The following is a 24,058-nucleotide window of genomic DNA, read 5'->3' on the forward strand; positions in this document are numbered from 1 at the left end:
GTCCCCACATATTCGGTCATTGACCGCGAAGGCGGGCAATCCAGTATTCCAGAGACGTCAATGATTGAACCGAGAAGCCGCGGCGTACTGGATGCCCCGCCTTCGCGGGGCATGACACTTGTCGGTGCGGCTACAATTGCTGCCTCAACACCTCAATGCAAATGCAGCAGATGCGGCCACCACAGGCCGAGTGCGGTCATGATCAGGCCGGCGATCGTCAGCACGCCGCCGACATAGGCGAGCGCGAACATGCCGGTGATGATGGTGGCCGAGGCCAGCACGATGCCGATCTGGAAGGCGGCCGAGGCCAGCTCGAAATGGTGGTATTTCGCGGTCGCCTCGTCGCGGTCGTGCTCGGCGTGCTTGGCCTTCTCCGCAAGCTGCTCGGTGCCTTCACCGGTCTCGGGCTCGGAGCGGTAGCGCTGCGCGGTCTTGGTCCAATCCTCGATCTGCTTCTGCACGGCGGGCTTCTGCGCCTCGTCCGCGGCGGCCAGCGTCAGCTTGCCCTGCTCGGCGGCGGTCACCACCACGGTGCGGCGGATGCTCTTGGCCTGGAAGAACGCCCAGAGATTGGCGGCCTCGACGTTCTTGCTGATCGATTCGGTCTGGGCCCCCTTGCCGAGCGTCTCCGAGATCGCAAGGAAAAGCGCCAGCACGGCGATCAGAAGGGCGATCTTCTTGTTCGAGCCGGACGCGTGTTCGGCGTGCTCGGCATGTTCCATGCTTTCATGTGCGCTCATGATTCCCCTCTTGGTCGGTTCCGCAACGATTGACCGAACCGCGCGGCCTGCGCAAGAGGCCTGACTGCTGTGACAGCTTCATGTCAGATTTCAGCGGCACTTCAGCGCCGCGGATGCGCGCTCGCATACACTTCGAGCAGCCGCTCGGAATCGATGCCGGTATAGACCTGTGTGGTTGAGAGCGAGGAATGGCCGAGCAATTCCTGGATGGCGCGCAAGTCCCCGCCGCGCGAGAGCAGATGCGTCGCGAAGGAATGGCGGAGCGCGTGCGGCGTGGCGCTGTCGGGCAGCCCAAGCGCACCGCGCAGCCGCTCCATCGCGAGCTGGATGATGCGCGGGCTCAAGGGACCGCCGCGTGCGCCGACGAAGATCGGCCCTTCCGCCGGCAGCGGATAGGGGCACATCGAAACGTATTCCTGCACCAGCTCCAGCACGTTCTGCAGCACCGGCACCATGCGGGTCTTGTTGCCCTTGCCGGTGACGATCAGCACGTCGCCTTCGCCGGGACGCGGCACCTCACGGCGCTTCAGGGAGAGCGCTTCGGAGATGCGCAGCCCCGATCCGTAGAGCAGGGCCATCACCGCGGCATCGCGCGCCAGAATCCAGGTCTCGCGTTCCTCGCCGGCGCGCTCGTCGGCATCGGCGAGACGTTTGGCCGATGCCATCGGCAGCGGCTTCGGCAGGCTCTTTGCGACCTTGGGCGCGCGGATCGCCGACAACGCGCCGACCTTGCCTTTGCCCTCGCGCTCCAAGAAACGTCCGAACGAACGCAGGCCCGCCAGCGCACGCATCAGGCTGCGGCCGGCAATGTCGTCGGCCCGGCGCATCGCCATGAAGGCGCGCACATCGGTCGCCTCCAGCGCCGCGAAGCGCTCGAGCGTGACGCGCTCGCCCCAATGATTGCTGAGGAAATCCAGGCACTGCCGCAAGTCGCGGCCATAGGCCTCCAGCGTCTTCGGCGACAGCCGCCGCTCGGCGCCGAGATGCGCCAGCCAGCGCGCCATCTCCTGCGCGATCGAGGGATCGGCGCTGGCGAGCTCGATGTGTGGGGCGGCCGCTTTGCTCATGCACTCTGGACGTGGTGATTCCGCACAGTATATCGCATCACACCAGTTTACTGTTCGCTAAGGCCGCCGCGCGGCGCTAGCCTGAAGGCCTCAAGGTTCCGATTCTCAGCTCATGGACCAATCGCCGCGCAACAACACCGCCCCCGCCACCCGCATGGTCGACGTGCTGGTGCCGGTCGCGCTCGACCAGACCTATTCCTACAAGGTGCCGCGCGGCATGGAGCTGAAGGCGGGCGATCTCCTCAGCGTGCCGCTCGGTCCGCGCGAGGTGCTGGCCGTGGTCTGGGGCGAGAACGCCAATCCCGATCCGCGCCTGCACAACCGCCTCAAGGAGGTCAGCGAGAAGCTCGACATTCCGCCGCTCAAGCCGGAGCTGCGCTCGGTGGTGGACTGGGTCGCCAATTACACGCTGAGCCCGCGCGGCATGGTGCTGCGCATGTGCCTGCGCATGGGCGACAATCTCGGCCCGGAGCGGGTGCGCGCCGGCGTGCGCCTGACCGGCGATCCTCCGAAGCGTCTGACGCCGGCGCGGGCGCGCGTGATAGCGGTGCTGTCGGACCGGCTGCTGCACGGCAAGTCCGAGGCGGCCAGGGAGGCCGGCGTCTCCGCGGGCGTGATCGACGGCCTCGTCGATGAAGGCACGCTCACGGTGGAGCCGATGCCGCCGCCGCCTCCACCGCCGGCGCCCGATCCGGAATTCGGCCGGCCGGATTTTTCGCCGCTGCAGCGTGTCGGCGTGGATGCGATGCGCGCGCTCGCGGCCAACGGCACCTTCCATGTCGCTCTGCTCGATGGCGTCACCGGCTCGGGCAAGACCGAGGTCTATTTCGAGGCCGTCGCCGAGGTGATCCGCCGCGGCAAGCAGGCGCTGATCCTGATGCCGGAGATCGCGCTCACCGGCCAGTTCCTCGACCGTTTCGCGCAGCGTTTTGGCGTGCGGCCGATCGAATGGCATTCGGAGCTGACGCCGCGCACCCGCGCGCGCAATTGGGCTGCGATCTCCGAAGGTTCGGCGCCGGTCGTGGTCGGCGCGCGCTCGGCGCTGTTTCTCCCTTACGCCAATCTCGGCCTCATCGTCGTCGATGAGGAGCACGACCAGGCCTACAAGCAGGACGACGGCGTGCATTACCACGCCCGCGACATGGCGGTGGTGCGCGGGCATATCGCAAAAATCCCGGTCGTGCTGGCCTCCGCGACGCCGTCGGTGGAGTCCGAGGTCAACGCGCGCAAGAACCGCTATCAGCGCATCGCGCTGCCCTCGCGCTTCGGCGGCCAGCACATGCCGCATATCGAGGCCATCGACCTGCGCCGCGAGCCGCCCGCGCGCGGTCGCTTCATCTCGCCGCGGCTTGCCGGCGAGATCAGGACCGCGATCGAGCGGCGCGAGCAGGCGCTGCTCTTCCTCAATCGCCGCGGCTATGCGCCGCTGACCTTGTGCCGTGCCTGCGGCCATCGCTTCGCCTGCACCATCTGCGATGCCTGGCTGGTCGATCACCGCTTTCGCCAGCGCCTGGTCTGCCACCATTGCGGCTTCTCGATGCCGCGCCCGCATATCTGCCCGCACTGCTCGGCCGAGGAATCGCTGGTTGCGGTCGGCCCCGGGGTCGAGCGCCTGCAGGAGGAGGCGGCCGCGCTGTTCCCGGACGCGCGCACCATGGTGCTGTCGAGCGATCTCATCACCTCGATCGAGACGATGCGCAGCGAGCTGAATGAGATTGCCGAAGGCCGCGTCGACATCATCATCGGCACGCAGCTCGTGGCGAAAGGCCACAACTTCCCGCGGCTCAATCTGGTCGGCGTGGTCGATGCCGATCTTGGCCTCTCCAACGGCGATCCGCGCGCGGCGGAGCGGACCTGGCAATTGCTCAACCAGGTGATCGGCCGCGCCGGCCGCGAGCAGGGCCGCGGCGTCGGTTATCTGCAGACCCACCAGCCCGATCATCCAGTGATGCGGGCCTTGATCGCCTGCGACCGCGAGGCCTTCTACGACAGCGAGATCGAGCTGCGCGAGAAGACGCTGTATCCGCCGTTCGGCCGGCTCGCCAGCCTGATCATCTCCGCCGGCGACCGCCCGGCCGCTGAAGGCTTTGGCCGCAAGCTCGTCGCGCTCGCGCCGCGCGACGAGCGCGTCGTCGTGCTCGGCCCCGCCGAAGCGCCGCTCGCCGTCATCAAGGGCCGCTACCGCTTCCGCATCCTGGTGAAATCGGCGCGCGGTTTCGACCTGTCGGACTATTTGCGCAACTGGCTCGCGGTCTGCCCAAAGCCGACAGGCAATCTGAAGCTGGAAGTGGACGTCGATCCGCAGAGCTTTTTGTAGTGGCTGCCCGACTCTCCCTCGTCATTGCGAGGAGCCCTTGCGACGAAGCAATCCAGAGTCTTTCCGCGGAAAGATTCTGGATTGCTTCGCTGCGCTCGCAATGACGACAGCAAACAAAAAAGCCCGCGGTCCCCCAAGACCGCGGGCTTGTTTCTCGTGCGCAGAAAACTGATGAAAACTGCGCGTTCGCTCGGGCGCTCGTCGCGTTTAGGAGACGACTTCCGCGGTGACGCGGCCGACGCCGGCACCGGTGAGGCCGATGGCGCGGGCTGCACCCGTGGAGAGGTCGAGGACACGGCCGCGAATGAACGGGCCGCGGTCGTTGATGGTGACGATCACGCTCTGGCCGCGGTGGGTGACGCGCAGCTTGGTGCCGAACGGCAGCGAACGGTGCGCTGCGGTCATGGCGTTCTGGTTGAAGCGCTGGCCCGAGGCGGTCCGGCTGCCGGATTCGTTGCCGTAATAGGAGGCCACTCCGGAGAAGCTGTGGCCCGTGCCGGAGGTCGGCGTCATCGACGCATTGGCATTGCGCCAATCGGAGGTCGCATTGGCTTCGGTCTGGGCGTGGTGGCGGTGGTGATGCCGGTGATGCCGGGATTTGGCGGAAGCTTCGGTGGCAGTTCCACCGACGATCAGAGTTGCGGCGACGAAAGCAATCGCCGTACGCGGCCGGGTCACAAAGCCCAGCGTCTTCAAAGACAGCATTTAATGGTCCCTAAGCTAGTATTGCCACATTTGTGGCAAGTGGAGCCCCCATCAGTTTGTGAGCGGGTTGGCGTTTCGATTCCTAATGAGGCGTGAATTGGGCAGTAAATCCGGTATGTGTCGTCATGAAATATCTTGTTACCGCCGCACGATATTCGGCCGATGTTCCGTAATCTTCGGCTTTAACGATTTATTAACCTCCAGATTACTCACGAATACTGTAAAGCGAAGTCATCGCCGCCAGCGTTTAGAATTCAATAAGTATTCGGCGCGTGGAACTCGCTGGGGCGGATTCACGCCTCAGCGATCCGTGTTCATGGCGGCTATGCGCTAGGGGCAGGAACCAATGGAGGCTCGGCGGCAGGGCCGGCGCCAATTTCCGTGAGCTGGGAGGCCGCCGCCTCGGCCGCCCCTCGGCGCGCGATGTGTGTCGCGCGGCTGCGACGAACTGGCGACAGAACCTCATGCCTTTAATTTGGCGTCATGTTGCACCTGCGCGCCTGCTATGTTAGCAAAGCCGCGATTTTAACGAGCCCGGCACCTCCCGTGCTGGTCGAAAATCGAAGTCCCGCTTGAATTCCAAGGGCTTGGATCGCTAGGCGCCGCTTCGTGGCGACGGTTTTTCCCTTGCGAGTTTGACAGCAAAAAGAGCGCGTCTGTGGCTGCAGAAGATACGTCCGTTTCCGGTGTGTCCGGCCGTTATGCAACGGCCTTGTTTGAACTGGCCCGCGACCAGAATTTGGTCGACGCGGTCAAAGCCGATCTCGACAAATTCGAGGCCCTGCTGAGCGAGAGCGCCGATCTGAAGCGCCTCGTCCGTAGCCCGGTGTTCGCGGCCGACGCCCAGTCCAGAGCCCTCTCGGCCGTGCTGGACAAGGCGGGCATCGCCGGCATCGCCGCCAACTTCCTGAAAGTGCTGACGGCCAACCGCCGCCTGTTCGCGGTGGCCGACGTCATCCGCGCCTACCGCGCGCTCGTCGCCAAGTTCAAGGGCGAGACGACGGCCGACGTCACCGTGGCGGAAGCGCTCTCGGACAAGAATCTCGATGCCCTCAAGGTCGCCCTGAAATCGGTGACCGGCAAGGATGTCGCGCTGAACGTGAAGATTGATCCCTCGATCATCGGTGGCCTCGTCGTCAAGCTGGGCAGCCGCATGGTCGATGGCTCGCTTCGCACCAAACTCAATTCGATCAAGCACGCGATGAAAGAGGCAGGCTGATGGACATCCGCGCCGCGGAAATTTCCGCGATCCTCAAGGACCAGATCAAGAATTTCGGCCAGGAAGCTGAAGTCTCCGAAGTCGGACAGGTGCTGTCCGTCGGCGACGGTATCGCCCGCGTCTACGGTCTGGACAACGTCCAGGCCGGTGAAATGGTCGAGTTCGAGAACGGCACCCGCGGCATGGCGCTGAACCTCGAGACCGACAACGTCGGTGTCGTTATTTTCGGTGCCGACCGCGAGATCAAGGAAGGCCAGACCGTCAAGCGCACCCGCGCCATCGTGGACGCGCCGGTCGGCAAGGGTCTGCTCGGCCGCGTCGTCGACGCGCTCGGCAATCCGATCGACGGCAAGGGCCCGATCCAGGCCGACAAGCGCATGCGCGTCGACGTCAAGGCGCCCGGCATCATTCCGCGCAAGTCGGTGAACGAGCCGATGGCGACCGGCCTCAAGGCGATCGACGCCCTGATCCCGATCGGCCGCGGCCAGCGCGAGCTGATCATCGGCGACCGCCAGACCGGCAAGACCGCGATCGCGCTCGACACCATCCTGAACCAGAAGCCGCTCAACGCGCAGCCGGACGAGAACATCAAGCTGTACTGCGTCTACGTCGCGGTCGGCCAGAAGCGTTCGACCGTCGCGCAGTTCGTGAAGGTGCTGGAAGAGCAGGGCGCGCTCGAATATTCGATCGTCGTCGCCGCCACCGCCTCCGATCCGGCGCCGATGCAGTACATCGCGCCGTTCACCGGCTGCACCATGGGCGAGTACTTCCGCGACAACGGCATGCACGCGGTCATCATCTATGACGACCTGTCCAAGCAGGCCGTCGCCTACCGCCAGATGTCGCTGCTGCTGCGCCGCCCGCCGGGCCGCGAAGCCTATCCGGGCGACGTGTTCTATCTGCACTCCCGCCTGCTCGAGCGTGCGGCGAAGCTGAACAAGGACCAGGGCTCGGGCTCGCTGACGGCGCTGCCGGTCATCGAAACCCAGGCCAACGACGTGTCGGCCTACATCCCGACCAACGTCATCTCGATCACCGACGGCCAGATCTTCCTGGAAACCGACCTGTTCTTCCAGGGCATCCGTCCTGCCGTGAACGTCGGTCTGTCGGTGTCGCGCGTGGGTTCGTCGGCGCAGACCAAGGCCACCAAGAAGGTCGCCGGCAAGATCAAGGGTGAGCTCGCGCAGTACCGCGAAATGGCGGCGTTCGCGCAGTTCGGCTCCGACCTCGACGCTTCGACCCAGCGCCTGCTCAACCGCGGTTCGCGCCTCACCGAGCTGTTGAAGCAGCCGCAGTTCTCGCCGCTGAAGATGGAAGAGCAGGTCTGCGTGATCTGGGCCGGCACCAACGGCTATCTCGATCCGCTCCCGCTCAACAAGGTGCGCGCGTTCGAGGACGGCCTGCTCTCGCTGCTGCGCGGCAAGCACGCCGACATCCTCAACTCGATCCGCGACAGCCGCGACCTCTCCGACGACACCGCCGGCAAGCTGAAGTCGGTGGTCGAAGGCTTTGCGAAGAGCTTCGCTTAAGAGTGCCGTCATGGCCGGGCTGAAGCGCGAAGCGCGTCTTCGCAACTGAAGCTCCGGCCATCCACGTCTATTGACGTGAGAGGTGGCACGTGGATGCCCGGGACAAGCCCGGGCATGACGACTGGGATAGGCTAGCGGCTTGATCGTTAGGATCGAACCGCCGGGGTGAACGAAGAATGGCGTCACTTAAAGACATGCGCGTCCGCATCGCCTCCACCAAGGCGACGCAAAAGATCACCAAGGCCATGCAGATGGTCGCGGCCTCCAAGCTGCGCCGCGCGCAGACCGCGGCGGAAGCCGCGCGTCCCTATGCCGAAAAGATGAGCGCGGTGATCTCCAACATCGCCAGCGCCGCGGCGGGCTCGCCCGGCGCGCCGGCGCTGCTGGCCGGCACCGGCCGCGATCAGGTTCACCTGCTGCTGGTCTGCACCGGCGAGCGCGGCCTGTCCGGCGCCTTCAACTCCTCGATCGTGCGCCTGGCCCGCGAGCGCGCCCTGGCGCTGATCGCGCAGGGCAAGGAAGTGAAGTTCTTCTGCGTCGGCCGCAAGGGCTACGAGCAGCTCCGCCGCCTGTTCGACAAGCAGATCGTCGAGCACATGGACCTGCGCAGCGTCCGCCAGCTCGGCTTCGTCAATGCCGAGGACATCGCCAAGAAGGTGCTGGCCCGTTTCGACGCCGGCGAGTTTGACGTCTGCACGCTGTTCTACTCGCAGTTCAAGTCGGTGATCGCACAGGTCCCGACTGCCCAGCAGATCATCCCGCTGGTCGTCGAGGAAGGCGGTGCGAACGCCAGCGCGACCTCCTACGAATATGAGCCGGAGGAGGACGAGATCCTCACGCGCCTGTTGCCGCGCAATCTCGCGGTGCAGATCTTCCGCGCCCTGCTCGAGAACAACGCTTCGTTCTACGGCGCGCAGATGTCGGCGATGGACAACGCCACCCGCAACGCCGGCGAAATGATCCGCAAGCAGACGCTGGTCTACAACCGCACGCGTCAGGCTCAGATCACCAAGGAACTCATCGAAATCATCTCCGGCGCAGAAGCAGTCTGACCGGACACGAAATTCGGATCGAAGGAGACAGTAAATGGCTACAGCAGCCACACAGATCGGTCGCGTTACCCAGGTCATGGGCGCCGTCGTCGACGTGCAGTTCGAAGGCCACCTGCCGGCCATTCTCAACTCGCTGGAGACCAAGAACGGCAACAACCGCCTGGTGCTGGAAGTCGCGCAGCATCTCGGCGAGTCGACCGTCCGCACCATCGCGATGGACGCCACCGAAGGTCTGGTGCGCGGCCAGGAAGTGACCGACACCGGTCAGCCGATCTCGGTTCCCGTGGGTGACGGTACGCTCGGCCGCATCATGAACGTCATCGGCGAGCCGATCGACGAGGCCGGCCCGATCAAGTCGGAAGGCATCCGCGCCATCCACCAGGAAGCGCCGACCTATACCGACCAGTCGACCGAAGCCGAAATTCTCGTCACCGGCATCAAGGTCGTCGATCTGCTCGCTCCGTATGCGAAGGGCGGCAAGATCGGCCTGTTCGGCGGCGCCGGCGTCGGCAAGACCGTGCTGATTCAGGAGCTGATCAACAACGTCGCGAAGGCGCACGGCGGTTACTCCGTGTTCGCCGGCGTCGGCGAGCGTACCCGCGAGGGCAACGACCTCTATCACGAGTTCATCGAGTCCAAGGTCAACGCCGATCCGCACAATCCGGATCCGAGTGTGAAGTCGAAGTGCGCTCTGGTGTTCGGTCAGATGAACGAGCCGCCGGGCGCTCGCGCCCGCGTCGGCCTGACCGGCCTGACTGTCGCCGAGCACTTCCGCGACCAGGGCCAGGACGTGCTGTTCTTCGTCGACAACATCTTCCGCTTCACGCAAGCGGGTTCGGAAGTGTCGGCGCTGCTCGGCCGTATTCCTTCGGCGGTGGGTTATCAGCCGACGCTCGCGACCGATATGGGCGCGCTGCAGGAGCGCATCACCACCACGCAGAAGGGTTCGATCACCTCGGTGCAGGCCATCTACGTGCCGGCCGACGACTTGACCGACCCGGCGCCCGCGACCTCATTCGCGCACTTGGACGCCACCACGGTGCTGTCGCGCGCGATCTCGGAAAAGGGCATCTATCCGGCGGTGGACCCGCTCGACTCGACCTCGCGAATGCTCTCCCCGCTCGTCGTCGGCGAGGAGCACTACGCCGTCGCCCGTCAGGTCCAGCAGGTGCTGCAGCGCTACAAGTCGCTCCAGGACATCATCGCCATTCTCGGCATGGACGAGCTTTCGGAAGAGGACAAGCTGACGGTGGCCCGCGCCCGCAAGATCGAGCGCTTCCTGTCGCAGCCGTTCCACGTCGCCGAAATCTTCACGGGCTCGCCGGGCAAGTTCGTCGACCTCGCCGACACCATCAAGGGCTTCAAGGGCCTGGTGGACGGTAAGTACGACCACCTGCCGGAAGCCGCCTTCTACATGGTCGGCACCATCGAAGAGGCGGTCGAGAAGGGCAAGAAGCTGGCGGCGGAAGCCGCCTAAGGCGCGAATGGCGAATGGGGAGTAGCGAATAGAAGCTGCTCCCGACCGCCACTCGCTATCGCCACTCGCTACTCGCAGGTTTCTCATGGCCACCTTCCATTTCGATCTCGTCTCTCCGGAAAAGCTCGCCTTCTCGGGCGAGGTCGACCAGGTCGACATTCCCGGCGTCGAGGGTGACTTCGGCGTGCTGGCGGGGCATGCGCCGGTCGTGGCTGCGATCCGGCCCGGCATTCTCACCATCACCACCGGCGGCAGGCACGAGAAGGTCATCGTGCTCGGCGGCCTCGCCGAAATCTCCGAAAAGGGCCTGACCGTGCTCGCCGACGTCGCGACCTCGCTGGACGAGCTGGACCGCGCCCAGTTCGCCGAAACGATCGCGGAGATGGAAGAGAACCTGAAGGAGCACGAGGGCTCCGAGCTCGATCAGGCCATCGAGCGGCTCGACCACTTCAAGAGCATCCAGCACCAGCTCAACTCCACGGCTATGCACTAAGCCCCGGGGCATCGCTCCGGGGCTCGGATAAGGTATTCCCGCAAAGGAATCCTGAACAGGTTCAGCGCTCGCCACGACCGTGGCGGGCGCTGAAACTTTGTTGCACCGCGCCGGAGATGGCGGCATTCTGCGCCCCGCGGATTTGTTCCGGGGGCCGGTGGCAGATGAAACGCAAGATCGCAGCGATTTTCGCAGCCGATATTGCCGGGTATTCGAGGCTGGTCGCGGAAGACGAAGAGGAGACGCTGCGGCGTCTCGCCTCCTATCGCGATGTCGTCGACGATTTCATCGCCAAGGCCGGGGGGCGCATCTTCAACACGGCGGGTGATGCCGTGCTCGCGGAATTTCCGAGCGCGGTGGATGCGGTGCGCTGCGCGATCGACATCCAGGAAAGCTTGCGAACCCGCAACATGGCCTATCCGCCGAGCCGGCAGATGTCGTTCCGCATCGGCATCACCATCGGCGACGTCGTCGAACGCGACGGCGATCTGTTGGGCGACGGCGTCAACATCGCCGCGCGCCTGGAGGGCCTCGCCGAGGTCGGCGGCATCTGCGTCTCCCGCGCGGTGCATGAGCAGGTCGCCAACAAGCTGTCGGTGCAGTTCGCCGATATCGGCGCGCAGGAGGTCAAGAACATCCCGACACCGGTGCACGCCTATCTGGTGGCGATGCGGCGCGAGGACGGCAGCTATGCCAAGCCGCAGCTGAAGACGGCGGCTTCCAAGGTGGCCGCGGCACCGGTGTGGATGTGGCCGCTGGTGGTCGCCGTCGTCTCGATCGTCGCCATCGTCGTCACCGGCTTTCTCTACAACACCAAGCTCAAGCAGACCGCGAGTGCCGCGGCGCCGCCCGCGTCGACACCGAGCGCAACGCCGAGCTTAGTGCCGAGTGCAATGCCAAGCGCGACTCCGACCGCGGCTGCTGCAGCACCGAGCCCGATGCCGACACAGATGGCCAAGGCGCCGATGGCGCCGTCAAGTGCCAGCGCCGCGATGGCGCCGATGCCTGCGCCCTCACCATCGGCATCGCCGATGTCAGGCAAGCTCTCCGCCGACAGCGTGCCCTTCATCCACGAGCGCGTGCGCAGCTTCCTCGCTGGCGATTATGCGAGCTCCGGCGATTACAAGGCCTTCGCGCTCAATGTCGGCGGCTTCACCGGCTCAGCGCTGAACCAGGCAAGCGAGGAAGCCGCGCGCAATATGGCGCTCGAGCAGTGCCAGAAGCGCGCCGACGCCGCGCAATCGCCGCGGCGCTGCGAGCTCTATGCGGTCGGCGACACCGTCGTGTACACGCACGGCAAGCCGCCGATGCCGCCGCCGCCCTATGTCAGGCATGATGCGATGATCGAGCGGCCGTTCGCCTCGAAGGATTTTCCGATCGTGCGCGAGCCGCAAAAGGTCCGGCTCGAGAACATCTTCGTGCCGGCGGCGAAATCGCGCTCGGTGGCACTCAGCCCGGGCGGGCAATATTTCATGGTGCTGGGCGCATCATCCGCCGACGACGCGGCGAAGCGCTCGCTGGAATCGTGCGGCGCAATCGCCGGCGTGCCCTGCATGGTCGTTGCGATCGACGACAATTTCGTCGTGCCGATCCCGACGCTGTTCAGGATCACCGGCTTCTTCAACGCCGCCTCCAATTCCTCGATCGTGGCCGAAGCGCGCGGCGAGGTCGTCCGCAAGCTCGGTGACGCCACGGGCTGGAACGCCGTCGCCGTCGGCACGTCCGGCCGCGCCGGCCTCGGCCTCAAAGCCGCCGACGAGCAGACCGCCGTCAATTCCGCGCTCGCCGACTGCGCCAAGCGCGACAGCGACTGCCACGTCATCGCCATCGGCCCATTCATGGTCGGCCCGATCAATTAGCGATGATGTCCGATCGGTGCGCTGGCAGAGGTGCCCCTTTACGCGTCCACGCCGGCAAAATAACCTAACGATTTCAACCCCAGCTCTACTGTGCATGGGGTTGTTTTCGAAAGTTCAGCTCGCGAGGTGCGCAAACTCTCGCGCCACCGCGCGGTAGACCTCGCGGCGGAACGGCACCACGAGGTCGGCGACACGGTCGAGGCGCTCCCAGCGCCAGGCGTCGAACTCAGCGGGCTGGCCGTTGCGCGGCGTCAGAGGATCGATCTCGTCGTCGTGGCCGGTGAAGCGCAGCGCGAACCATTTCTGGCGCTGGCCGCGAAACTTTGCGAGGCGATGCGTCTGAGGTCCGTCGTAAGGCGGGAATTCATAGGTGAACCAGTCAGTCTCGCCGAGATAGTCGGCGCTGACGACGTTGGTCTCCTCCCAGAGCTCGCGCAGCGCCGCGTCGCGCAGGTTCTCGCCCTCGTCGACACCGCCCTGCGGCATCTGCCAGTCGAGCCCCGGCAGGATGATCTCGGGCCCGTCGCCCTCGAAGCGATGGCCGATCAGCACATGGCCGTCAGCGTTGAACAGGGCGATGCCGACATTGGGGCGATAGGGTTTTTGATTCGTCACTTGCAAATATCTCTCGTCGTCATTCCGGGGCGATGCGTAGCATCGAACCCGGAATCTCGAGGTCCCGGGTTCGATGCTGCGCATCGCCCCGGGACGACCATAAGGATCACCCCTCCGCCAGCGCGGAAAATTCCTGCACCACGCGCTCGTAGACCGGGCGCTTGAACGGAATGATCAGCTCAGGGAGATTCTTCATCGACTCCCAGCGCCAGCTCACGAATTCGGCCTTGTGGCCGCCGCCGCCGGGATTCGCGACGTTGATCTCGCTGTCCTTGCCGGTGAAGCGCACCGCGTACCATTTCTGGCGCTGGCCGCGGTAGCGGCCCTTCCAGGCGCGCCCCGCGACCGTGCGCGGGATGTCGTAAGTGAGCCAGTCCGGGACCTCGCCGAGCCGCTCGACCGAGCGCACGCTGGTCTCCTCGTAGAGCTCGCGCTTGGCCGCTTCCCAGGTGTCCTCGCCGGGATCGACCCCGCCCTGCGGCATCTGCCAGACATGGGTATCGTCGACATGCTCGATACCGCCGGCGCGGCGGCCGATGAACACCAGTCCCTTTGGATTGATCAGCATCACACCGACACAGGTCCGGTAGGGCAGATCCTCGTAACGCGCCATTCCGCCAGACCTCTTGTCTGCTTTTTTGGAAGGCATGCCGGCCCCGCGAGACCCGTGCCGAACCAATTCGTTGATTTAGCTGGATTTTGATTTCAGCATCGCGGTTGTCAATGGCACCAAAAGGATACCTCGCTCGCCCAAGGTCTTGGTCCAGGCGCTGATGCGCTCGATCGAGACGGGCAGGGCGGAGGCCGTGCCGACGGCGATGCCGCGCTCGCGCGCCGTCGATTCCAGCTTGTTGAGGGCGCGGTCGATCTCGGTCGCCGTCGGCACCGCATCGATGGCGATATCGCCCTTGCCGAACGGCACGGCCTGGTTGGCCGTCGCCTGGGGCGCGATGCTGCGGGGCGAGGAGCCGTCGTCGAAGAAGCCGAGGCCGCGCTTGGCCGCCTCGCGGATGATCGGCTGCATCGCCGGCTCCGTCGCGATGAAGCGGGCGCCCATGAAATTGGTGAGGCCGGCATAGCCCTGCATCCGGCTGAGGTGCCAGTACAGGCGGTCCATGTTCTGGTCGGGGCTGAGCGAGGTCAGCAGCGTCTGCGGCCCCGGATCGTTGTCGGGGAAGTCGTAGGGCTCCATCGGGATCTGGAGAAAGATCTCGTGGCGCTGCGCCCGCGCCCGCTCGGCGAGCTTGCCGGGATCGGATCCGTAGGGCGTGAAGGCCAGCGTTACCGCCGGCGGCAGCTTCATGATGGCATCGGTGGTTTTTGCGGCGCCGACGCCGAGGCCGCCGATCACGATCGCGACCACAGGCATCTTGGCAGCCTTGGCACGGTCGGCATCGGCCGCATAGACGGTGAACGGCCTCAGCCCGTCGGCCACCACCGGGATCATGCCGTAGCGTGATTTCTCCAGCAGCTTCGGATTGATCCCGGCCATGACGGGCGGCGGGCCGGATGCGGCCTCGCCCTTGTCGGCAGCATCGCCTGCGCCGATCACCACGTCGTGGCGGGCGCCGGTGGAGCCGTCGATCATGGTGATGGTCTTCTGCTCGCCGGGCGCGGCCTGCTTCGGCGCTTCCTTGGTCTCGTGCTTGGCGTCCGGCTTGCTTTCTGCGCCGTGGCCGGACGCGGCCGGCTTCTCGTCCGTGGCACCGGGAGCGCGGATCGCGAGCCTGGCCATCGGCTCGCCGCCGAGCGGATCCTTGTTGAAGATGGCGAAGCCGGCAAAGGTAATCAGGAACAGGCCGAGCAGGACGGCCAGCAGCTGCAGGGCGGTGAACGGCAGCCGCAGCCGGCGTTTCCGGCGCGGCTTGTCCTGTCCGAGCGGGGCGCTCAGATCGTCGGCCGTCTCAGTCATGCGCGATCCCGAATCACTCGTGCCGACGATACCACGCCGCGGTCAAGCGGCGGCAGGCCGGGAGAGGCCGGGGACCACGGGAGTTCCAAGCAAAAAGGGCGGCTTCAGGAAGCCGCCCTTTCGTGGGATCGCGCGTGACGCCGACTTAGTTCGCCGCTTTCGGCTTGTCGGTCGTGGCCTTGTTGTCGTTGCCCGGGGTCGGCGCGGCCGAGGCGCTGTTCTTGATGCCGTGGAGCAGGTCGCCGGCGAGCTTGAGCGCCTTGTCGTCCTTGGCGTCCGGCGGGACATAGGACTGCGAGCCGGTCTTCTCGTCGCCGTCGTTCTTCAGGTGGCCGCGCAGCGAAGCCTCGCCCTTGGTGTCGGTGCGCGACTTCAGCTCGTCAGGCACGTCCTGCAGCACTTCGATGTCGGGCACGATGCCCTTGGCCTGGATCGACTTGCCCGACGGCGTGTAATAGCGCGCCGTGGTCAGCCGCAGCGCGCCGTTGCCCGAGCCGAGCGGAATGATGGTCTGCACCGAGCCCTTGCCGAACGAGCGCGTACCGACGATCGTCGCGCGCTTGTGGTCCTGCAGCGCGCCGGCGACGATTTCCGACGCCGAGGCCGAGCCGCCGTTGACCAGCACGATGACAGGCTTGCCCTTGGTCAGGTCGCCCGCATGCGCGGTGCGGCGCTGGGTCTCCTCGGCATTGCGGCCGCGGGTCGAGACGATCTCGCCCTTCTCGAGGAAGGAGTCCGAGACGGTGACCGCTTCCTCGAGCAGGCCGCCCGGATTGTTGCGGAGGTCGATGATGAAGCCCTTGAGCTTGTCGCCGCCGATCTGGTTCGTGAGGTTACCGACCTCGCGCTTCAGGCCTTCGGTGGTCTGCTCGTTGAAGGTGGTGATGCGGATATAGCCGATGTCATCCTGCTCGACGCGCGCGCGCACCGAGCGGACGCGGATGTTGTCGCGCACCAACGTCACGTCGAGCGGATTGTCCTGGCCCTTGCGGATGATCTTGAGCTTGATCTTGGTGTTGACGGGGCCGCGCATCTTCTCGACCGCCTGGTTCAGGGTCAGGCCCTGCACCGCCTCGTCGTCGAGATTGGTGATGATGTCGTTCGCCATGATGCCGGCGCGCGAGGCGGGCGTGTCGTCGATCGGCGAGACCACCTTGATCAGGCCGTCTTCCATCGTGACCTCGATGCCGAGGCCGCCGAACTCGCCGCGGGTCTGCACCTGCATGTCGCGGAAGCTCTTGGCGTCCATGTAGCTCGAATGCGGATCGAGGCCGGTGAGCATGCCGCTGATGGCGGATTCGATCAGCTTGGTGTCATCGGGCTTCTCGACATAGTCGGAGCGCACGCGCTCGAAGACGTCGCCGAACAGGTTGAGCTGGCGATAGGTGTCCGCGGTGGCGGCTCGCGCGCTGGAGCCCATGAACACCGCGCGCGGCTGGGTCACGAACAGCGTCAGCGCCGCACCGGTGGCGGCGCTGAGGAGGATTACTGAAGTCTTGCGCATCATCCGCGAACCTTCTCGCCTTCATTTGCGGCCCACCATGGGCCTGGATCGATTGGAGTGCCGTCTTTACGGAACTCGACATACAGCACAGGTTGACTCGCGTTCGTGGCGAGAATGGAGGCGACCTGAGAGGTCGACCCCATGGTCGCGACCGGCTCCCCCGTAAGCACAAACTGCCCGATGTTGACCGAAATGCGCTCCATCCCGGCGATCAGGACATGATACCCGCCCCCGGCATTGAGGATCAAGAGTTGTCCGTAGCTGCGAAATGGGCCGGCATACACAACCCAGCCATCACACGGCGTCGTGACCTGGGCGCCGGGCTTGGTCGCCAGCGAAATGCCCTTTTGGACGCCGCCGACCCCGTCGGAACCGCCAAAATCCCTGATCTTGTTACCGTTAACCGGAAACGGCAGGAGACCCTTGGCCGAGGCGAAGGCGATCGCCGGGGTGGTGCGGGACTTGTCCTTGAACGCGCCCGGGCCCTGTTTGGCGCTGGCGGCCGCGTTTGCCGCCGCCAGTTTGGCCTCCTTGGCCTCGGCCTGCCTTGCGGCCTCGGCGGCCTTTTCGGCTGCCTTGGCGGCGCTTTGCAGGTCCTGCTCCATCTTGGCGATCAGCCCCTGGAGATCGCCGACCTGCTTTGACAGCGCGATCGCGCGCGCGCCCTCGGCGTCGAGGTCTTTTTCGCGTGCGGATTGCTGGCGCTGCCGTTCCTCGATCAGGGCGGTGAGCCGGGTCTGGTCGCTCCTGACCTTGTCACGGTCGGAGGCGAGCTGATCGCGCTCGGTGGCGATGGTCCTGCGTAAGGCCACAAGCTCGCCGAGCTCGCCCGCGATTCTTTCGGCGCGGCCGCGCAATTCCGGCACGACGGCACCGAGCAGCATCGCGGTGCGTAGCGATTGTAGCGCATCTTCGGGCCGCACCAGCAGCGCCGGCGGCGTGCGGCGGCCGGCGCGCTGCAAGGCCGCCAGCACCTCGACGATGTCGGCGCGGCGCGAATCCAGCGAAGCGCGCATCTGTTGCTCGCGGCCGTTGAGCGCGCGCAGCCGCGCTTCGGCCTCGTCGATCTTGGTCTCGACAGTGCGGACATTGGCGGCGGTTTCGATCAGCTGCTGATTGAGCTGGGTGCGGTCCTGGCCGAGCGCGGTGATCTCGGCTTTCAGCTTGGCCTGCGCTTCCTCCGCGCTCTTCTGCCTCACGCGCGCAGCTTCGAGCTCCTGCTCGCGCTGCTTGATGGCGTCGGGCGAGACGGCCGCGGTCTGGGGCGCCGGCGTTGCCGTCTGGGCTTGCGCGAGGCTTGTGCCTGCGAGGTTTGCGCCTGCGAGGCTTGCAATCAGCAGGTTGAGGACAGGCGCTCGCATCGCTTTACGCAAAGGTGCTCGTTGTGGCGCGCATCACGCGCGGTGATAGGGGTGGCCGGCCAGGATGGTGGCAGCCCGATACAGCTGTTCCAGAAGCATGACGCGGACCATTTGGTGCGGCCAGGTCGCAGAGCCGAACGCGATCGCGAGCTTGGCCTTACGGCGCAATTCGGGCGAAAGTCCGTCCGCCCCTCCGATCACGAAGATAGTATGTCCGGCGCCTTCGTCGCGCCAGCGCGCCAGATGCCGTGCGAATACGGTGGAGTCGAGATTCTGGCCGCGCTCGTCCAGCGCCACCAGGATCGCCTTCTCAGGAATATGCGCCGAGATCGCCGCGGCCTCTTCGGTCATCCGCGTCGTGGCGTCGCGCGCGCGGCTTTCGGTAACTTCATAGACACTGATCCCGCGGAATCCGAGCTTGCCGCCGGCGTCGCAGAACCGCTCGAAATAGCGGTCGGCAAGCTCCCGTTCGGGGCCCTGCTTCAGCCGGCCCACCGCAATGACAGCAACACGCATGATTTCAGTGCCGCGTTGACAAGACCGCGCGCAACAAGCGCGCGCACGACGCTAGCATGCGCGTCAGCCGATTCGAAATCGGCAGTGAGCCTAGATCGCCTTCGCCGCCCCTGGGCCCTGCGTGTACAACCGCTCGAGGTTGTAGAACTCGCGGACCTCGGGTCTGAACACGTGCACGATCACGTCGCCGGAATCGATCAGCACCCAGTCGCAGTTGGGCAAGCCCTCGACATGGATGTTCTTGATGCCGTTTTCCTTGAGGCTCTTGGTGACGTTTTCCGCGATCGCGCCGACGTGCCGGTTCACCCGGCCGGTGGTGACGATCATGTAGTCGGAGTACGCCGATTTGCCGCGAAGGTCGATTGTGACCGTCTCTTCCGCCTTCATGTCCTCGAGGCGGGAGAGGATCAGGCTCAGCGTCTTGTCGGCGTCGGGTTGCGCCTTCAAGGCCGCAGCTTTGGTCGATGTTTTACGCGTAGGCTTGGCAACCTTGGGTAAAACAGGCTTGGACAATACAGATGCGGTCAGGGACCATTCCTTTCACTGTATCGCGAACGCCGAATCCGGCGCCCACCGGTTACACTACATCATGTGGGGTTAAGGGTTTCAATATGCCAGAGAGCCCGTAGTCCACACCATGTCCGTACACTTCGTCTCACTTCGTACCTTTCCAGCTCCCGTCCGGGTTCCGTAGGCCGGTCGAGGACAGGTTCAGCTTCAATCCGGTCAGGAACACCCAGGCCGGTGCCGGCCGATCTGCAAGCAGGGTCGCCTTTTTTTCGGGCAGACGGTAGCGCGATAACGCCTGGGCTGCGGGCGAGCCGAGCGCGCGAAAACTCTGCGGCGGGCGATCGATCACCGCCATCGGCACCTGGGCGGCGATGCGCCGCCAGTCCTGCCAACGATGGAATTGAGCAAGATTGTCGGCGCCCATGATCCAGACAAAGCGCAAGCCAGGGAAGCGGCGGCGCAAGGTGTTGATCGTGTCGATAGTATAGCGGGTACGAATGACGGATTCGAGACAGCTCACCTCGATGCGCGGATCGTCGGCGACGTCGCGCGCGGCCTGCATGCGCTCACCGAGCTCGTGCAGCGTGCCGTTCTCCTTGAGCGGATTGCCTGGCGTGACCAGCCACCAGACGCGATCAAGCTGCAATCGCTTCAGTGCGAACTGGCTGATGGCGCGATGCGCCTGATGCGGCGGGTTGAACGAGCCGCCGAGCAGGCCGATGCGCATGCCCGGCGTCGAGGGCGGGACCGCTTGCGCCACGAAGCGCGGCACGACGAGATTGTTGCTCAATGCCCGCGCCCCGCGACGTCTACGGCCGAGTCTGCCCGGTGCCGCGGACGCGATATTTGAAGCTCGTCAATTGCTCGGCGCCGACCGGGCCGCGCGCGTGGAAGCGGCCGGTGGCGATCCCGATCTCGGCGCCGAAACCGAACTCGCCGCCATCGGCAAACTGCGTCGAGGCGTTGTGCAGCACGATCGCGGAATCGACCTCGCTGAGGAATTTCTGCGCCGCGGCCTCATCCGCGCTCACGATGGCATCGGTGTGATGCGAGCCGTGGTCCTGGATGTGCGCGATCGCGCCGTCGACGCCGTCCACCACCTTCGCCGCGATGATCGCGTCGAGATATTCGGTGTCCCAATCCTCGTCGCTCGCCGGCTTGACGCGCGCATCGGTCTTCTGCACGGCGTCGTCGCCGCGCACCTCGCAGCCGGCATCGAGCAGCATCTCGACCAGCGGCTTCAGGTTCGCAGCAGCCGCAGCGCGGTCGACCAGCAGCGTCTCGGCTGCGCCGCAGACGCCGGTGCGTCGCATCTTGGCATTGAGCACGATCGACTTCGCCATGGCGAGGTCGGCGCTGGCATCGACATAGACGTGGTTGACGCCTTCGAGATGCGCGAAGACGGGCACGCGCGCTTCCTGCTCGACGCGCGCGACCAGGCTCTTGCCGCCGCGCGGCACGATCACGTCGAGGGCGCCGTTCAAGCCGGACAGCATCATGCCGACCGCCGCGCGGTCGCGCGTCGGCACCAGCGTGATCGCTGCTTCCGGCAAGCCGGCTTCGCGCAGGCCCTGCACCAGGCTTTCATGGATCGCGCGGCACGAGCGGAAACTGTCCGAGCCGCCGCGCAGGATCACGGCATTGCCGGACTTCAGACACAGCACGCCGGCGTCGGCCGCAACGTTCGGCCGGCTCTCGAAGATCACGCCGACGACGCCCAGCGGCACGCGCACGCGCTCGATGGTCATGCCGTTCGGCCGCTGCCAGCTCTCGATGACGACCCCGATCGGATCGGCAATGCCGCGCACGATGCCGATGCCTTCGGCCATGCCCTCGATGCGCGCCGGCGTCAGCGTCAGGCGGTCGATGAAGGAGGAGGTGGCATTGCCGGAGGCGCGGGCCTCCGCAACGTCCTCGGCATTGGCGGCGAGAATCGCGGCCGCGTTGGCGCGGATCGCCCGCTCCATGGCCTCCAGCGCCCGGTTCTTCTGCTCCGGCGGCGCCAGCGCCAGCACGCGCGCGGCCGCGCGGGCACGGTTTCCGAGCTCGGACATCAGCGCCTGAAGATCGGCATTGCCGTCAACAGCTTTGAGGGGGGCGGCCATGGGAGTTCAACCTTCTGCTAAGGCGGTGTCCTAGCACGGAAATCCCGCTTTTGCGAAGGGCGGGGAGGGTATGGCAGGGCCCCGGTTCGCGCCGCCGGGTCGGCCAATGGCCTGGTCATGCCTAAGGTCGGACAGATCCTTGCGGGGCACCCGAATATCAATAAATATCATTATCTGATAACGGAGCGATCCCATGGCGAGCAGCTACAGCATTGGCAAGCACTTCGAGGACCTGATCGACAACCTCGTCGAAAGCGGGCGCTATGCCACCGCGAGCGAGGTGATGCGCGAAGGCCTTCGCCTCATCGAGGAGCGCGAGGAGCGGCGCAAGGTTAAGCTGGAGGCGCTGCGGGAGGAAATCCAGAAGGGCTTTGACAGCGGGCCGATGGAGGAGGTCGATGTCCAGGAATGGATGAACGACATCAAGGCGCGGGGACGGCAACGTTTGGCCGCGCGCAAACGTGGCAAATAGATTTCGCAAGGCCCCGCAAGCAGACCTCGATCTCGATTCGATCTGGGACTTCATTGCTTCAAACAGTGCCCGGGCCGCCGACAAGCAGATCGCGCGCATCGGCGAGATATTCGAAATGCTCCTGGAGAATCCGCTCGCGGGGCGGGAACGCCGGGAGTTGAAGGCTGGCCTGCGCAGCTTCCCGGTCGGCAATTACGTGATCTTCTATATTCCGTTACCGGACGGCGTCGAGATTATCCGCGTCATGCACGGCCGGCAGGATATCAACTCTGACGACATGCAATAGTCGAGAGCCGGCTACCCGCCCACCACCAGATCATCCCGGTGGATCATCTCGGCGCGGCCGCTGATGCCGAGGATGGTCATTACGTCAGGGGAGGAGCGGCCCTTGATCCGCTCGGCATCGTCGGCGTCGTAGGCGATCAGGCCGCGGCCGACCTCGCTGCCGTCGGGGCCGCGCACGATCACGGCATCGCCGCGGGCGAACTGGCCCTCGACCTTGATCACGCCGGCCGGCAGCAGGCTGGCGCCGGCACGTAGCGCCGTCACCGCGCCGGTGTCGATGGTCAGCGTGCCTTTCGGCTCCAGCGTGCCCGCGATCCAGCGTTTTCGCGAGGTGATGGGATTGGCCGGCGTCAGGAACCAGGTGCAGCGGCCGCCATCGGCGATCGCCTGCAAGGGGTGCTCGATCTTGCCGGAGGCGATCAGCATGTGGGTGCCGCCGGTCGTCGCGATCTTGGCGGCCTCGACCTTGGTGCGCATGCCGCCGCGCGACAGCTCGGACTCGGCATCGCCCGCCACCGCCTCGATCTCCGAGGAGATGCTGTCGACGACCGGAATGAGCTTTGCGTTCGGGTTGTTTTTCGGCGGGGCGTCGTAGAGCCCGTCGATGTCGGACAGCAGCACCAGCAGGTCGGCGCTGGCCATGGTGGCGACGCGCGCGGCGAGGCGGTCATTGTCGCCGTAGCGGATCTCGGTGGTCGCGACCGTGTCGTTCTCGTTGATCACGGGGATGGCGCGCCACTCCAGCAGCTTGCCGATGGTGGAGCGCGCATTGAGATAGCGGCGGCGCTCCTCGGTGTCCTGAAGCGTCACCAGGATCTGGCCGGCGTCGATGCCGTGCGCCCCGAGCACTTCCGACCAGATCCGCGCCAGCGCGATCTGGCCGACGGCAGCGGCGGCCTGGCTCTCTTCCAGCTTCAGCGGGCCGCGCGGCAATTTGAGCCGGCTGCGGCCCAGCGCGATCGAGCCGGAGGACACGACGAGGACGTCGCGTCCTTCCTTGTGCAGCTTGGCCATGTCGTCGGCGAGCGCGGCGAGCCAGGACGCCCGCACCTCGCCCTTGTCGGAATCGACCAGCAGCGCGGAGCCGACCTTGACGACGATGCGGCGGAATTGACTGAGTTCGGGGCTGGCCATGTGGGTAACGTGACGGCGCTGGATGCGAATTGCTCGGGAAACGGCGGAGCGACAGGCGGCGCCGATGAGCCCTGCTTTTGCAGCAGGATGGTGACCGACGCAAGGCAGCCGGCATGGTAAACGGCGCATGTCGGCCTTGTGCCAGGCCTCCGCCTGGCTCTAACTGCGCTCAACGATAATGGGGCCCGGGAGAGGAAACGAATGGATCGCCGTACATTCATGGCCGGATGTATCGGGCTGCCGCTGTTGGCGCAGGCAAGCGGGTCTAAAGCGCAGGCCGGGCTCACGAAAATCATCTTCCCGTTCGCGGCGGGAGCCGGCGGCGACACGCTGTGCCGGCTGATCGCGCAGGAGATGGCGCCGGTGCTGCAACGGACCGTCGTGGTCGAGAATCGCACCGGTGGCGACGGCCTGATCGGCATCAAGGCGGTGAAGGGTGCGAGCCCCGACGGCAGCATGGTGCTGGTGACGACCGGGCCGACCATGTACCTGCTGCCGATGGTGGAGACGACGCCGAGCTTCGACACCGCGAAGGATTTCGTGCCGGTCTCGCTGCTGGCGCGCTTCGAATTTGCGCTGGTGGTCAACCCGGCGGTCGACGCCTCCGATTTCAAGAGCTTCGTGACGTGGCTCAAGGCGCATCCCGACAAGACCTCGTTCGGCGTGCCGAGCAACGGCACGATCCCGCATTTCATGGGCTCCAAGCTCGAGAAGGACCTCGGCATTCCCCTGACCCGCGTGCCCTATCGCGGCAGCGCGCCCATCCTCAACGATCTCGTCGGCGGCCACATCTCGTTCGGCATCACCACGCTCGCTGACGCGCTGCCGCAGCACCGCGCCAAGGGCGTGAAGATCATCGCGGTCGCGAGCGCGGTACGTTCACCGTTCGCGCCTGACGTGCCGACGCTGAAGGAGAGTGGCATCGATCTCGTTGCGGATGCCTGGTACGGCATGTGGCTTCCCGCCGGCAGCCCGCCGGAATTTGCGAGCAAGCTCGGCGCGGCCGCGAGCGCGGCGCTTGCCAAGCCCGAGGTGAAGGAGAAACTGACGGCGATCGGCTTGATACCGGTCGGCAGCGATGCGGACGGGCTATCCAAGGAGCTCGCCGCGAACACCGCGCTGTGGCAGCCGATCGTCAAGGCGACGGGATACAAGATCGAGAATTGACTCTCTCCTCCGTCATTGC

General features: G+C 65.6%; 23 protein-coding genes. 10 read left to right on the forward strand and 13 right to left on the reverse strand.

Annotated elements, in window-relative coordinates:
- Positions 1-152 precede the first annotated feature (152 nt).
- Together XI05_RS35715 and XI05_RS35720 are read right to left on the reverse strand one after the other, a co-directional pair.
- Positions 153-740 carry a DUF4337 domain-containing protein gene (locus XI05_RS35715; protein WP_172788832.1) on the reverse strand — a complete coding sequence of 196 codons (588 nt, stop codon included), beginning with the start codon at positions 738-740 and terminating at the stop codon, positions 153-155.
- 101 nt (positions 741-841) lie between these two features.
- A complete protein-coding gene (locus tag XI05_RS35720; protein WP_271510482.1) occupies positions 842-1,807 on the reverse strand; it encodes a tyrosine recombinase XerC in 966 nt (321 codons plus the stop codon).
- A gap of 112 nt (positions 1,808-1,919) precedes the next feature.
- Here XI05_RS35720 and XI05_RS35725 point away from each other — a divergent pair, with 112 nt between their 5' ends.
- Positions 1,920-4,124, forward strand: coding sequence for a primosomal protein N' (locus tag XI05_RS35725; protein WP_271510484.1), 2,205 nt, complete (start codon positions 1,920-1,922; stop codon positions 4,122-4,124).
- Between the two features lie 207 nt (positions 4,125-4,331).
- On the opposite strand, the gene XI05_RS35730 is transcribed toward XI05_RS35725, so the two are convergent.
- Positions 4,332-4,829, reverse strand: coding sequence for a septal ring lytic transglycosylase RlpA family protein (locus XI05_RS35730; protein ID WP_172788828.1), 498 nt, complete (start codon positions 4,827-4,829; stop codon positions 4,332-4,334).
- A 658-nt stretch (positions 4,830-5,487) separates the two neighbouring features.
- Here XI05_RS35730 and XI05_RS35735 point away from each other — a divergent pair.
- The 6 genes from XI05_RS35735 (at position 5,488) to XI05_RS35760 (ending at position 12,458) form a co-directional block, all read left to right on the forward strand.
- The gene (locus XI05_RS35735) at positions 5,488-6,048 is read left to right on the forward strand and encodes a F0F1 ATP synthase subunit delta (protein ID WP_271510486.1); all 561 of its coding nucleotides are present in this window, start codon (positions 5,488-5,490) and stop codon (positions 6,046-6,048) included.
- The gene (gene atpA / locus XI05_RS35740; RefSeq protein ID WP_172788826.1) at positions 6,048-7,577 is read left to right on the forward strand and encodes a F0F1 ATP synthase subunit alpha; all 1,530 of its coding nucleotides are present in this window, start codon (positions 6,048-6,050) and stop codon (positions 7,575-7,577) included. Before XI05_RS35735 ends, atpA begins: the two co-directional genes overlap by 1 nt.
- 176 nt (positions 7,578-7,753) lie before the next feature.
- Complete coding sequence (locus XI05_RS35745; RefSeq protein ID WP_271510488.1) at positions 7,754-8,629, forward strand: F0F1 ATP synthase subunit gamma; 876 nt, start codon at positions 7,754-7,756, stop codon at positions 8,627-8,629.
- A 34-nt stretch (positions 8,630-8,663) separates the two neighbouring features.
- Positions 8,664-10,106, forward strand: coding sequence for a F0F1 ATP synthase subunit beta (atpD, locus tag XI05_RS35750; RefSeq protein ID WP_172788824.1), 1,443 nt, complete (start codon positions 8,664-8,666; stop codon positions 10,104-10,106).
- 85 nt (positions 10,107-10,191) lie between these two features.
- Positions 10,192-10,599, forward strand: coding sequence for a F0F1 ATP synthase subunit epsilon (locus tag XI05_RS35755; protein WP_271510489.1), 408 nt, complete (start codon positions 10,192-10,194; stop codon positions 10,597-10,599).
- 164 nt (positions 10,600-10,763) lie between these two features.
- Positions 10,764-12,458, forward strand: a complete 1,695-nt coding sequence (locus XI05_RS35760) for an adenylate/guanylate cyclase domain-containing protein (RefSeq protein ID WP_271510491.1) — start codon at positions 10,764-10,766, stop codon at positions 12,456-12,458.
- Between the two features lie 114 nt (positions 12,459-12,572).
- Here XI05_RS35760 and XI05_RS35765 read toward each other — a convergent pair whose 3' ends face one another.
- From XI05_RS35765 to XI05_RS35805, 9 genes are all read right to left on the reverse strand, one after another.
- Positions 12,573-13,073, reverse strand: coding sequence for an RNA pyrophosphohydrolase (locus tag XI05_RS35765; protein WP_271510492.1), 501 nt, complete (start codon positions 13,071-13,073; stop codon positions 12,573-12,575).
- 106 nt (positions 13,074-13,179) lie between these two features.
- Positions 13,180-13,686 (reverse strand): RNA pyrophosphohydrolase, encoded by a 507-nt coding sequence (locus XI05_RS35770; RefSeq protein WP_172788820.1) that lies wholly within the window; start codon positions 13,684-13,686, stop codon positions 13,180-13,182.
- Positions 13,687-13,761: 75 nt separating this feature from the next.
- Positions 13,762-14,985: a divergent polysaccharide deacetylase family protein gene (locus XI05_RS35775; protein ID WP_271510493.1), complete on the reverse strand. Its 1,224-nt coding sequence runs from the start codon at positions 14,983-14,985 to the stop codon at positions 13,762-13,764.
- A gap of 145 nt (positions 14,986-15,130) precedes the next feature.
- Complete coding sequence (locus XI05_RS35780; protein ID WP_172788818.1) at positions 15,131-16,492, reverse strand: S41 family peptidase; 1,362 nt, start codon at positions 16,490-16,492, stop codon at positions 15,131-15,133.
- Complete coding sequence (locus XI05_RS35785) at positions 16,489-17,850, reverse strand: murein hydrolase activator EnvC family protein (protein WP_271510495.1); 1,362 nt, start codon at positions 17,848-17,850, stop codon at positions 16,489-16,491. Before XI05_RS35785 ends, XI05_RS35780 begins: the two co-directional genes overlap by 4 nt.
- Before the next feature lie 33 nt (positions 17,851-17,883).
- Positions 17,884-18,366: a 23S rRNA (pseudouridine(1915)-N(3))-methyltransferase RlmH gene (rlmH, locus tag XI05_RS35790; protein ID WP_271510497.1), complete on the reverse strand. Its 483-nt coding sequence runs from the start codon at positions 18,364-18,366 to the stop codon at positions 17,884-17,886.
- Between the two features lie 90 nt (positions 18,367-18,456).
- Positions 18,457-18,813, reverse strand: a complete 357-nt coding sequence (gene rsfS / locus XI05_RS35795; protein ID WP_024338888.1) for a ribosome silencing factor — start codon at positions 18,811-18,813, stop codon at positions 18,457-18,459.
- Between the two features lie 208 nt (positions 18,814-19,021).
- Complete coding sequence (locus XI05_RS35800; RefSeq protein WP_271510499.1) at positions 19,022-19,666, reverse strand: nicotinate-nucleotide adenylyltransferase; 645 nt, start codon at positions 19,664-19,666, stop codon at positions 19,022-19,024.
- Positions 19,667-19,685: 19 nt separating this feature from the next.
- A complete protein-coding gene (locus tag XI05_RS35805) occupies positions 19,686-20,981 on the reverse strand; it encodes a glutamate-5-semialdehyde dehydrogenase (RefSeq protein WP_271510501.1) in 1,296 nt (431 codons plus the stop codon).
- 193 nt (positions 20,982-21,174) lie between these two features.
- Here XI05_RS35805 and XI05_RS35810 point away from each other — a divergent pair, with 193 nt between their 5' ends.
- Both XI05_RS35810 and XI05_RS35815 read left to right on the forward strand, forming a co-directional pair.
- Positions 21,175-21,453, forward strand: a complete 279-nt coding sequence (locus XI05_RS35810; RefSeq protein WP_271510503.1) for a type II toxin-antitoxin system ParD family antitoxin — start codon at positions 21,175-21,177, stop codon at positions 21,451-21,453.
- Positions 21,443-21,739 carry a type II toxin-antitoxin system RelE/ParE family toxin gene (locus tag XI05_RS35815; protein ID WP_271510505.1) on the forward strand — a complete coding sequence of 99 codons (297 nt, stop codon included), beginning with the start codon at positions 21,443-21,445 and terminating at the stop codon, positions 21,737-21,739. The genes XI05_RS35810 and XI05_RS35815 overlap by 11 nt, the downstream gene beginning before the upstream one ends.
- A gap of 11 nt (positions 21,740-21,750) precedes the next feature.
- On the opposite strand, the gene proB is transcribed toward XI05_RS35815, so the two are convergent.
- The gene (proB, locus tag XI05_RS35820; protein WP_271510507.1) at positions 21,751-22,872 is read right to left on the reverse strand and encodes a glutamate 5-kinase; all 1,122 of its coding nucleotides are present in this window, start codon (positions 22,870-22,872) and stop codon (positions 21,751-21,753) included.
- Positions 22,873-23,073: 201 nt separating this feature from the next.
- Here proB and XI05_RS35825 point away from each other — a divergent pair, with 201 nt between their 5' ends.
- Positions 23,074-24,039, forward strand: coding sequence for a Bug family tripartite tricarboxylate transporter substrate binding protein (locus XI05_RS35825; protein ID WP_271510509.1), 966 nt, complete (start codon positions 23,074-23,076; stop codon positions 24,037-24,039).
- The last annotated feature ends 19 nt before the right edge of the window (positions 24,040-24,058 follow it).

The sequence above is a fragment of the Bradyrhizobium sp. CCBAU 11357 genome (genome assembly GCF_028128865.1).
Classification (GTDB): Bacteria; Pseudomonadota; Alphaproteobacteria; order Rhizobiales; family Xanthobacteraceae; genus Bradyrhizobium.